Source organism: Sphingobacterium psychroaquaticum, from assembly GCF_004421025.1.
In the GTDB taxonomy this organism is placed as follows: Bacteria; Bacteroidota; Bacteroidia; order Sphingobacteriales; family Sphingobacteriaceae; genus Sphingobacterium; species Sphingobacterium psychroaquaticum.
On record NZ_CP038029.1, the window covers coordinates 3178494 to 3189861 of the forward strand.

5 protein-coding genes are annotated in these 11368 nt (G+C 43.0%); all 5 read right to left on the minus strand.

Going from position 1 to position 11368, the window contains the following annotated elements; all coding sequences use genetic code 11:
* Nucleotides 1–92: 92 nt before the first annotated feature.
* The 5 genes from E2P86_RS13195 to E2P86_RS13215 all read right to left on the minus strand — a co-directional run bounded on the left by E2P86_RS13195 (nucleotide 93) and on the right by E2P86_RS13215 (nucleotide 11362).
* On the minus strand, nucleotides 93–1679 hold the full coding sequence (locus E2P86_RS13195; RefSeq protein ID WP_134433477.1) for a T9SS type B sorting domain-containing protein: 1587 nt from the start codon (nucleotides 1677–1679) through the stop codon (nucleotides 93–95).
* Nucleotides 1680–1783: 104 nt separating this feature from the next.
* The gene (locus tag E2P86_RS13200) at nucleotides 1784–4279 is read right to left on the minus strand and encodes a hypothetical protein (RefSeq protein ID WP_134433478.1); all 2496 of its coding nucleotides are present in this window, start codon (nucleotides 4277–4279) and stop codon (nucleotides 1784–1786) included.
* A 468-nt stretch (nucleotides 4280–4747) separates the two neighbouring features.
* On the minus strand, nucleotides 4748–7156 hold the full coding sequence (locus E2P86_RS13205; RefSeq protein WP_134433479.1) for a hypothetical protein: 2409 nt from the start codon (nucleotides 7154–7156) through the stop codon (nucleotides 4748–4750).
* 163 nt (nucleotides 7157–7319) lie between these two features.
* Entirely contained in the window at nucleotides 7320–8876 is a 1557-nt protein-coding gene (locus E2P86_RS13210; protein WP_134433480.1) for a T9SS type B sorting domain-containing protein, read from the minus strand.
* Between the two features lie 89 nt (nucleotides 8877–8965).
* Nucleotides 8966–11362: a hypothetical protein gene (locus E2P86_RS13215; protein WP_134433481.1), complete on the minus strand. Its 2397-nt coding sequence runs from the start codon at nucleotides 11360–11362 to the stop codon at nucleotides 8966–8968.
* Nucleotides 11363–11368 lie beyond the last annotated feature (6 nt).

Below are 11368 nucleotides of genomic sequence, written 5' to 3' on the forward strand. Positions count from 1 at the left end.
GCGAAATGATCTCATGCCTGTGTTTTACAAAAATTGACTGTTGCACTTTTGATAACGCACTATCAAAAGCACAACAGTCTATTTAAACTCAGTTATTGGCGTTTAATCAACACGTCTCCTTTAAAGACACGTTTATTTCCACCTTTAACCGCTTCGATAATATAGAAGTAGGTTCCTTCATTCAAACCTCTTCCATCCCATCTGTTATCGTATCGATCTTGTCGATACACCTCATTCCCCCACCTGTTTACAACGATCAGTTTGATATAATCGTAGTTTTCATATCCCACAATATGGAAGTAATCGTTGTGTCCATCACCGTTTGGCGTAAACACATTTGGAATAAAGATATCACGTGGTGTCACCTCTACCCGCACCTTCGCCGTACTTGTTTTCCCGCGTAGGTCCGTAATACGGTATTCAAATGTATCTTCTCCAACAAAACCATGTTGTGGTGTATATGTGACCGTTCCATCGCTATTTACGGTCACCGTACCATATAAAGGTCTTGCCACAATTTCCACCGAAGAGGCTACAATCGGTGTTTGTTCTGCCAAATCGTTTAAGAGGATATTAAAGACGTTTTCGTTATTTGGATAGCGATCCGCATATGCCAATATAAATTGATCATCCATGGCCACAGGTCCACTAATGCTAAACTTGGTTGCCCAAATAGCTTCGGCCGTCTGAATGGCACTGACCAGCATCTTTTCACGGGTATGTACCCCTTGCGATTCCACCTGGGTAACATCGCCTATCCAGTTATCGCCGCCTGCATACTGCATAATTTCGGCACGACTATCCACAAAGGCCGTTCCATTGGTCAATGAATTATGCACCAAGGTATAGTCAGCACGCATCTCCCGATCGCCTAAAATTTTCCATATCCGATCCATGCCAACATTTGGATTTTCAATGACCAGACCAGCTGCCGCATAGTCCACGACACCCACTTGCATGTTGACGGCTTGTGTTGGTTTTAGAATCGCCGGACTATAGCTGTCTTCATTGGTTCCAACAGGGAACAAGAAGCGTTCGCCTAGTTTCATCGCCTTCACAAGCATGCTGGCTGGATTATTTCCGGTCACGACAAAGCCACGAACATATTGCCCGAGGTACTTTTCACTTCCAGCGTTAAGTAGTTGTGTTTGCTCCCCCAAGTATAGGGTCGAACCATTTAACAAGATATCGCCGCCAGCCACATTGAAATCAATATTGGATGCAACTCTTAAATCGGCATTATTGGCGGTGTTTCCTCCGATACCAAACCCTGGATCCTGGATATTTGCCAATTGAATATTGGATGGGTTATCAATAACGATATTAACAGCAATATAGTCCCCACCATTCCCGTCGATTAACGTAGCTTGTTTCCCCCATCCCTGATAATATGGATTTACACCCGGATCTTTAAAGATGATCTTTCCAGTTCCTGTTAACTTTGCGGTTGGCGCAATCCATACCTGCTTACTATACACATAAAGGTCCCCATCCATCTTCCACTCGGCATCCGGACCGATATATAGTCGTTCACTATAAATAACCTCTGAAGTCCCCGCACTAACCTTCTTGCTTCCGTTATCTAAAAATGAACTGCCACTACCATTTTGGGCATATATCTTACTTCCCCCTAATACGGAAAGTAAGATATATGCTCCTATTGTTATGTTTTTTATCATAATATTCTTTTCGTAGATGATTAGCAAGATTTCTAGCACTTCAACAGACCTGCGAACCGCAGGTCTGCCGAAGTATTTGAAACTTATGTTAGATGGCGTACATCTTAATTTTCTACGTATTCTACAATCAGGTAGTACTCTCCTGCTGGATGAACACCAACTACCGATCCCGCCGTTCCGAAAAGAAGGGTTTTTGTTGCCGCATTATAGCTCACCAAATTTGTTGATACACTATTTGTTGCCTTATTGATCAGACGAATACCAATGATGGTAATATCTGCAGGAACTGTTGCTGGCAATACATGTTCTACATTTGGCTGTGCCCAGTTGAAGGTTAATGTTATTTCTTTCACGTTTGTTCCGCTTAACCATTTACGACCTGTATTTTGAATCACTTCTTTGTAATCGATCTGTGCTAACTCCGTTAGATCAATTGGGTGAACGGTGCCGCTTGCATCTTTATACGTAAACTCAGATCCGTCAAATGTTACGTTACCGTCGTTACCTGAATTATTGATTACATTGATGATCTCATTCTTTACATCTTCGTTTGAAATGATATCCGTAAAGTTCTGGATTACGCTCGCTGGGATATCGATCTTAACACCCGTTCCTGCTACGGGCTGACCCGCTGCGTCAATCTCCACCTCGTTGTAGTACGTATAGGTACCGTCCAGGTTATCTTTAAGTACGGTAACCGTTTGGTTCTGTTTTACCAGATCGTTCAAATCAATTGGATGAACCGTACCACTTGCATCTTTATACGTAAACTCAGATCCGTCAAATGTTACGTTACCGTCGTTACCTGAATTATTGATTACATTGATGATCTCATTCTTTACATCTTCGTTTGAAATGATATCCGTAAAGTTCTGGATTACGCTCGCTGGGATATCGATCTTAACACCGGTTCCTGCTACAGGCTGACCCGCTGCGTCGATCTCCACCTCATTGTAGTACGTGTATGTACCGTCCAGGTTATCTTTAAGTACGGTAACCGTTTGGTTCTGTTTTACCAGATCGTTCAGATCAATTGGGTGAACGGTACCACTTGCATCTTTATACGTAAACTCAGACCCGTCAAATGTTACGTTACCGTCATTGGTAGAGTTATTGATTACGTTGATGATCTCATTCTTTACATCTTCGTTTGAAATGATATCCGTAAAGTTCTGGATTACGCTCGCTGGGATATCGATCTTAACACCCGTTCCTGCCACAGGCTGACCCGCTGCGTCGATCTCCACCTCGTTGTAGTACGTGTATGTACCGTCCAGGTTATCTTTAAGTACGGTAACCGTTTGGTTCTGTTTTACCAGATCGTTCAGATCAATTGGATGAACCGTACCACTTGCATCTTTATACGTAAACTCAGATCCGTCAAATGTTACGTTACCGTCATTGGTAGAGTTATTGATCACATTGATGATCTCGTTCTTTACATCTTCGTTTGAAATGATATCCGTAAAGTTCTGGATTACGCTCGCTGGGATATCGATCTTAACACCGGTTCCTGCTACAGGCTGACCCGCTGCGTCGATCTCCACCTCGTTGTAGTACGTGTATGTACCGTCCAGGTTATCTTTAAGTACGGTAACCGTTTGGTTCTGTTTTACCAGATCGTTCAAATCAATTGGATGAACCGTACCACTTGCATCTTTATACGTAAACTCAGATCCGTCAAATGTTACGTTACCGTCATTGGTAGAGTTATTGATTACGTTGATGATCTCGTTCTTTACATCTTCGTTTGAAATGATATCCGTAAAGTTCTGGATTACGCTTGCTGGGATATCGATCTTAACACCCGTTCCTGCTACAGGCTGACCCGCTGCGTCGATCTCCACCTCGTTGTAATACGTATAGGTGCCGTCCAGGTTATCTTTAAGTACGGTAACCGTTTGAACAGACTGTACCATCTCTTCGAAAGTAATCGTAACCGGACTACCATTCTTTGTATAGGTAAAGCTTGTACCATCGTAATACACCGCACCCTCAACCTCTTTCAATAAATTGGTAACACTCTGATTGTTAATAATTGTTTCGAAATTATCAATCACATCCTGCGTTACATTAATATCGACACCTTTTGACAAAATAGGCGCACCTGTCCCGTCAAAAGCCTTTTCGTTGAAATACGTGTAAAGACCATTTCCTTTTGGATCAAGGAGCGTAATCGTCTCCGTTCCTTTGATAATCTCCTGCAGGTTAATCGTTACTGGATTATTCGATTCATCCACATACGTAATAACATTTGTTACCGGATCGTAGTTGATATTTGCCGTCGCATTGGCACCACCTACAGCAACCCACTTCACGCCGTTATTATAGTAGATTCCCGGTTTTACTTTATCATTCGTTGCTGTATTATACACCATTATCCCAGCCACATGCGCCGTAAGCGGGCTCGCACTTTCCAGTGTCGAAAGCTCCACTCTGGAGAAGAGTAATCCTTTATTTTTACTCTCCAATTCCAAAATGGCATTGGCGTTTGGCATGTTACTCCCATTGGTAACTGTGCCATCAAATACTTTTTGCTGCGCGTACACTCCTCCCATAGAAAGGAAGAAGAAAAAGCTGAACAAGACCTGTTTATTCATAATAATTTAAAAATGTGTTTTTAACTAATTTCAATACAATTCCACCCCAAAAAAAGCGGCTTTCACACCGTTCTTTAGGCTACATGTTTTTATAAAAATTTGACTATTTCACGAAGTTTTTATCGTGTGAATAATTTCAAAAAAAGGTTATACTTCACATCATAAACATCTCATAACCACCTGTTGCACAGCCTTAAAAAACAGTATACAAAAGTATAGCGAACCGAAACAACGAGTGACCAAAATAAGACAGGATACAATCGTAAAAAGACCATATTTTATTGTAAAAGACTAACAAATATTGGTTGTTGCACGTAAATGACCATTAACACTTTTTAATTTGAGATTTACGGCAGTAAATATTCGAGCATTTTACCATTCTCTACTAGGTCCAGGGTTCATTATTAAAAAAGCTCCTTGCGTGATACCGCAAGGAGCCTTTCTAAATCTTGGCTAATTCGTACAACGTTAATCCGTTCCCGGAGCGACATCAATCGCTTCCAGTGTATTCTCCTGCACATATTTAACCGCCCAAGCTAACGCATTGGCATAGATGTGGCTGTTGTATGTATTCGGTGTATATGCCGTATTCACAACCGGTGCTCCGGAACTATTAATCCGAGCAGGATATGAATCGCTATCACCACGTGTTACCCCACCGACATACGCTCCACCATCACCGGATACAAAGAGACCTAAAGTCGTATGTCGTATCAACGCATATGTCCCTGCCGAGGCGTGATCTGCAAGTCCAACTAGAGAAGACGACAGGTTACCGAAAGCATAGTTATCCGAACGGTCACCACCAAATACTTTACCCCGCACATCGCCAAACGGACCATTTATAATCGGATCGTTCAGATTACTAATATTGTAATGTTTCGACCCCGGCTTCGTTAAACTCACCGATCCTCCCGCAACACCATTAATCAAGGCGGCCAATCCACTTAGATCATCTTGTTGCTGTACAATAACGACACCTTTTTTATTTACAATAAAGTCGACTAATACCGCGGCAGTAGCCGATGTAATATTAGCGCCATAGCCCGTTACAATAATATCGATATTATTGGTATTGATGTAAGTAGATAGTGCACTTGCACTCAGTGATCCTGAATTAAATACGTTAAAACCTTCCATCTTCACCGTTCCCGTTGGGCCGAAGTTCGCGGTCGTTTTCGGAATGACACTTGCTGTATAGTTGCTGGATCCTGGAATAGGCGTATAGGCTGTACCACCGTATCCTAGCAGATTCATTTTTCTATAAATAAAAGGAATCTCCACCGAACAACTGCTACTTGTCGCGCTATTCGTTGTTATATTATAGGTAAATGTGCCATCTGTAGTACCTTTTCCTGTGGCATTCAAGTACACGGTTTGTTGACCGGTAGTTGCGAAAGTTCCCGAACCACTAAAGGTAACCCCATTTTCGGTCTGTGTGGAAATCGTCCAAGCACCTGGGTACGAAACAATAACATCTAATTTAATTTGATTGGAAGGTTTCATATCCACATTTGGCGCATACGCCCCTATAGCTTGTATACTATTACAGGTGGTTGTATAATTAACAGGTTGCGCTTCCACCGGAACTGTCACCTGACAGCTGGTACTACCTCCCGTTGGTGTACCCAATACCGTTAACATGATATCGTTTGTTCCTGTTGGAGTTCCACTACCCTGCAATACCACCTTCTGCTTTCCTAAGGCACGTAATGCGAGTGGTCCTGAAGAGAATGAAATGCCTCCCGGCCCTGTAGCTTTAATATCGGTTATATCCCCTGTTTTGACTACATCGATCTCTATTTCAATGGTATTGTCCAAAGTCAATGGCACATCTTGCTTATAGGTACCTTTAACAACCGCATTAGCACAATCTATCGTGTAGGCAACTTGTTGTAAATTAATTAGCACATCACAAGTAGTTGTACCTGAAGAAGCATCTGAATTAGTTAGTACTGAAAATGTATCGGTTGTCGGATCATTACTTAACGGCACGCCACTTCCCATTAGATGAACGATTTGGGTTCCCGTACTATTAAATGTTCCTTCGCCTTTAAAGGAGTAACCGTTCACTTCCGGTGTCCACATGGACCAATCTCCTACTTGTGTTATATTGACAGCAACCGAAATGAAATTGAGTTCTGTTAACGGGATCCCTAACATGTATAATCCCTGCGCACTCGTCGACTGACAAGTTAATGTATACGCTACTTCGGCATTCTCGACAAAAAGATTTGGTTCACAGTCGGTCAGTACAACGCCTTGCATGGTAATCTTAAGCTTATCTCCATCTTCCCCCGGCTGATAGCCTCTTCGTGGTTTACCTGTCCCTGGCAGATACAAGGTATAATTCCCGGAAGCCGGAAAGGTCCCTGATACAGAAAAATAATAACCATTATCAGTCGATGCTAAAATATCATAGGTTCCGGGTTGCGACACCGAAACGGGGATCTCTAAATAATTACTGGCATCCAGGTTAACCCCCTCCTTCAACAAACCATTAATTTTTACATTGTTACAATTTGGAATGGTCATGACAGCTGGAGGAGGCGTACCACATAAACTCAACCAGTTATTTGTCACTTCTACCCAATAGTTAATACAATTGGTTGTGGTATTAAAAATAATTAGGCCGTTTATTTTACGTGCGTTCGGTATGGCATCTCTTTCCGCCGTTGTCATCCGCGGTAGTAAAAAACCTTTAGCCTTACTTTCCAACTCTAAAATTGCCCCATCAAAAGGTTCTGTGGAGGTTCCTCCAATCGTACCGTCCTTAATTTTGGTCATCTTATTTTGCGCCCAAACGACTGTTGTAAGCTGCAGCAGAAGACAACAGGCTAAGAACAGTATGCGTAATCCATTTAGAATAATCCTCATATTTGTAATTTTAAGTCAATACAGCTAATCCGCTGATTAATAAGTGATGTTAAAGAAATTAAATATACATATTTCATTATTAAAAATATTATTTCTTAAAAAGATACATCATTATCAAAAAGAAGGAAAACTAATGTTTCCCTCCTTTTAACCTACCTCATAATTAATTTCGTTTAATCAATAGATATGATTTAAACTCTCTAATCTTATTTCCCTTTATCGCCCGGATAATCGGATAATACGTCCCTTCATTCAGATTTCCTCCGCCCCACTCATCTTTATAATCTGCATTGCGATACACTTCATTACCCCAACGGTTCATAATAATAAGCTCGATACGATCATAGTTCTCTCGGCCTACGATTACAAAATTATCGTTCTTGCCGTCCCCATTTGGTGTAATGACATTCGGGATCAACAGTTCTCTCGGATCTACCACGACTGTTACATTCGCGCGATCTTTCAGGCCATTCTCATCCGTTATCTCGTACTCGCAGACATCCGTGCCAATAAACCCATCATTTGGTGTATAGGTAATACTGCCATCTGGATTCACCACCACCGTTCCATTAGCCGGTTGTTTCGTAATGATAACCGAGGTTGGGATAATCGCACTGGATCCAGGGACATCATTTTCGAGCACATTAATGGCTACATTTTCGCCGTAGGTCATGGTCTTTTCATCGTCCACGGCTGTTGGTCCTTTCTTATCACCCGAGAATTTGGTAAACCAGGTTCCCGATAAGGTATTGGACGCCTGGGTCTCGATATCCGTCCGTGTATGTATGCCTGCGGCATCCACTGTGGTCACATCGCCAATCCAGTTTCCACCATCTGCATTCTGCATGATTTTCGCATCGGCATCAACATACGCTATACCGTTGGTTTGCATATTATGCATTAAGGTATAGGTCATATTCATCTTCGTACCGGCAAAAATATTCCAGATACGATCCATACCAATCAGCTCATTAACAATATTGAGATTAATGGCGTTATATGTATTGACAGAAACATAGATTTTGGAGGCCGCTGCTGTAGGCACCAACGTGGCCGGTGTATAGTCTTCCGCTAACACACCAACCGGGAATACGAATGTACCCACCGTGCTGTAGTTCTTGATCATATGACCACTCAACTTATCATCGGTTACCACCATGCGCGAACGACTATAATTCAACAGGTTCCCGGAACTAGACAACTCCAAATCGTATCCGTTTAAGAAGACATTGGCACCATCAACACGCATATCCAGGGACTTCCCAATCTTTAACGCCGCGGCCTTATCTCCTGTTGGCATCGTACCCTTTTCGAACTCCGGAACCGACATATCGGTTAGCTTTATCCCCTTTTTATTGTTCAAGACCATATTCAGGTCGATATACGCGCCGTCATTACCATCGATTGCGGTAGCCTGCGAGGCCCAGCCTTCGTGAAGAGGGTTTGTCGCCGGGTCATGAATAAATAGGGTACCCGTACCATCAATCTTAGCCGTTGGTGCAATCCATACATTCTTACTGTAGATGTGCACTTCACCATTCACCGTCCAATGACTCGTAGGTCCCAAATAAAGACTTTCCGAATAGATAACATGATAACTGCCCACAGCGACCTGCGTTTTACCATTATCTGATTCAAAGCTCTTTTCACCATTTTTCTGTCCATAAGATAAGAAAAACAGCATATTAAATAAAAGCCATATACCTAGTTTTAACCTCATTGTATTCGCTTTAATATTGTTTTAGTTTTCCCTTTCCTCGACAGCTGTCGAGGAAAGGGAAAGTTTATTCATATCCGCCCAACTACACCCTACTCCGGTTTGTTATCCTGTACATATTTAATCGCCCAGGCAACGGCATTGGCATACACAAAACTGTTATACACCACGGTACCTCCATCATAGCCTTTCGATAGCGGAGCTCCAGAACTTGAAACCTTCGCTGGCCAGATCGTCGTCGAGGTGTTGGTCACATCCCCTGCAGTCCATCCCGAATCACCGACATACATAAAGCCAAGGGTATTGTGTTTTATAATATGAGCCCGACTCGCATTTCCCTGCTGTGTTGCCAAAATTGTCATATTGGATGGCACATTCGTGACATAGTACGAGTTATTCACATCTGAACCTGTTCCTTTAAGTCGCATATCACCAAATGGTCCGTTCAAAACCGGGTCGTTCACACCCAGAATTGGGTTGTAATAGGTTGTTCCCGTTCCTGAAACCGTCACATTTCCGCCCGATATACCATTAATAATGCTTGCCGTTGCTGATGTGCTTGTCTCCTGAGAGAAAATCAATGCACCTTTTTTGTTTACCACAAAATCTACTAAAATATCAATGGTAGCGCTGTTTGGTATGTAGTTATAGCCAATAACAATAATATCGATATTGTTATTCGTGATATTGGACTGTAATGTCGATCCGTAACCATATGCCCCATTGTGGATGTTCATCCGTTCGACCTTCACGATTCCATTCGGACCAAAGTTGGTCGAACTCGCCAAGATGGATCGTGATGACTGCGAAGTTCCTGCACTACCAGGCTGATACGTTCCTCCACCAAGACCTAGAATGTTCATTGTCCGATACACAAAGGTCAAAGATTTCACACAGGTTGTATTACCCGCAACACTGTTTGACGTTAAATTGAAGCTAAAGTCGCCCCCCGTTAGTGGCGTACCTTCAGCCACCAAGGTAACCGTTTGTGCCCCTGTTGTCGCAAAGGTTCCTGATCCTTTAAAGATGACGCCGTTTTGCGTATCCGTCGTAATACTCCAGCTGCCTACATAAGTTGGCGTCACGGTAAGCGTCATGGTATTGCTGCTTGTCATCGCGACATTCGGTCTATAGTTCCCTTGAACCGCAATACTACTACAGCTCATGGTATAGTTTACTGGTTGGGCGTCTATTGGAACTATAACCTGACAAGTACCACCTCCCTGCGTTGTTCCACCAGGTGTTCCCGTCAAAGTTAAAGTCGTCGATCCTGATTTTGTCGGTTTACCTTCCCCGTATAAAATCACATTTTGTGGTCCCACTTCCCGAATCGCTAATGGACCGGATCTGAACACAATACCATCCGTTACGGTGGTGGTAATTTCGGTATCCCCTGTCTGTGTCACGTTGATCGGCAACGTTATCGTATTCGATGTCGTCAGTGTGACATCATGCATATAGCTACCATTGACCGTTGCTCCGCCACAATCCATCGTGTAAGCAATAGCTAATAGTGGAATCTGCACGTCCGAACAATTACTTGGTGTATCCGAGTTGTCAATCAGTGTAAATACATCAACCTGTGGATCAGCATCAATTGGTGTCCCTGTCCCTAACAGCTCGATCGTTTGTACACCTGCATCTGTAAACGTACCACTACCCGAAAATGAGTATCCATTTACGGTATTGGTCCGAATACTCCAATAGCCAGTTGAGGTAACATTCACTCGCAACACGATCTTGTTGTTTGCATTCATCGGTACACCGAGCATATAGGAACCTTGCACGTCCACACCACCTGCGGTATTACAATCAATAATATAGTTTACATTCGCATTTTCAACCGGAACATAGGGTTTACATGTTGTTTCTATTCCATGGATCTTTATGGTCAACTGATCCCCGGGCTCTCCGTCATTGTATCCCCGCTGTGGCGTACCAGCTCCTGGCAGGTAGAGTGTAAAAGTACCCGCCGTTGGGAAGGAACCAGTTGTACTGAAATAGTAACCGTTATCGGTACTCGCCACCACATCGTATGTTCCCGGCTGCGTAACGACTACGGTAATCTCTAAATAGGTGCTCGCATCGATCCCTTGTCCTTGCTTCAGTGTTCCACTGAGTTTTACTTTGGCACAGTCTACTGTCATAACCGCTGGTGGCGGCGTACCACAGATACTCAACCAGGTCCCCATATTACTTTCCCAGTAATTAAAACAGCCTGTTGTGGTATTATAAATTAACAAACCAGCTGTACGGCGGGCTGCCGGGATAGCATCCCGCTGCGCGGTGGTAAGCCTCGGAGCCAGGAAACCTTTGTTATTAGTTTCCAGCTCCAGCACGGATCCTTCGAACGGCTCTGTCGATGTTCCGGAAACCGTACCGTCCTTTATTTTTGTCATTCTTTGCTGTGCGTCTACGTCTCCTGTCACCAGGAACAGGAGCATCAGCATCAGCAAAGACTTCCATTCTAATTTTATATGTATATTCATAGGGTT

What these genes read in the sequence shown, in the direction of transcription:
- E2P86_RS13195 (WP_134433477.1), bottom strand. Translation starts at nt 1,679, where the DNA reads ATGATAAAAAACATAACAATAGGAGCATATATCTTACTTTCCGTATTA.
- E2P86_RS13200 (WP_134433478.1), bottom strand. Translation starts at nt 4,279, where the DNA reads ATGAATAAACAGGTCTTGTTCAGCTTTTTCTTCTTCCTTTCTATGGGA.
- E2P86_RS13205 (WP_134433479.1), bottom strand. Translation starts at nt 7,156, where the DNA reads ATGAGGATTATTCTAAATGGATTACGCATACTGTTCTTAGCCTGTTGT.
- E2P86_RS13210 (WP_134433480.1), bottom strand. Translation starts at nt 8,876, where the DNA reads ATGAGGTTAAAACTAGGTATATGGCTTTTATTTAATATGCTGTTTTTC.
- E2P86_RS13215 (WP_134433481.1), bottom strand. Translation starts at nt 11,362, where the DNA reads ATGAATATACATATAAAATTAGAATGGAAGTCTTTGCTGATGCTGATG.